This is a genomic window from Campylobacter sp. 2014D-0259, from assembly GCF_008000505.1.
In the GTDB taxonomy this organism is placed as follows: domain Bacteria; phylum Campylobacterota; class Campylobacteria; order Campylobacterales; family Campylobacteraceae; genus Campylobacter_D; species Campylobacter_D jejuni.
In genome coordinates this window covers 1-520 of sequence record NZ_VOAQ01000018.1, presented here as the reverse complement: position 1 = coordinate 520, position 520 = coordinate 1, and the positions used below count along the sequence as shown (strand labels likewise).

The window sequence follows — 520 nt, the reverse complement described above, 5'->3', positions numbered from 1 at the left end:
CTATCTGCCGTGTGGTGTTGGCGGTGGTCCTGGTGGCGTCGCATTCGGACTTAAGCTGGCGTTTGGCGATCATGTTCACTGCTTTTTTGCCGAACCAACGCACTCCCCTTGTATGTTGTTAGGCGTCCATACAGGATTACACGATCAGATTTCTGTTCAGGATATTGGTATCGACAACCTTACCGCAGCGGATGGCCTTGCAGTTGGTCGCGCATCAGGCTTTGTCGGGCGGGCAATGGAGCGTCTGCTGGATGGCTTCTATACCCTTAGCGATCAAACCATGTATGACATGCTTGGCTGGCTGGCGCAGGAAGAAGGTATTCGTCTTGAACCTTCGGCACTGGCGGGTATGGCCGGACCTCAGCGCGTGTGTGCATCAGTAAGTTACCAACAGATGCACGGTTTCAGCGCAGAACAACTGCGTAATGCCACTCATCTGGTGTGGGCGACGGGAGGTGGAATGGTGCCGGAAGAAGAGATGGAGCAATATCTGGCAAAAGGCCGTTAATAACGTTTCAAC

Annotated in this window: 1 protein-coding gene; it reads left to right on the top strand. The window is 53.5% G+C overall.

The window, feature by feature from the left end:
* The coding region (locus SR63_RS04555; protein WP_147498375.1) for a D-serine ammonia-lyase at window positions 1-508 on the top strand (508 nt) is incomplete at its 5' end.
* Window positions 509-520: the final 12 nt, after the last annotated feature.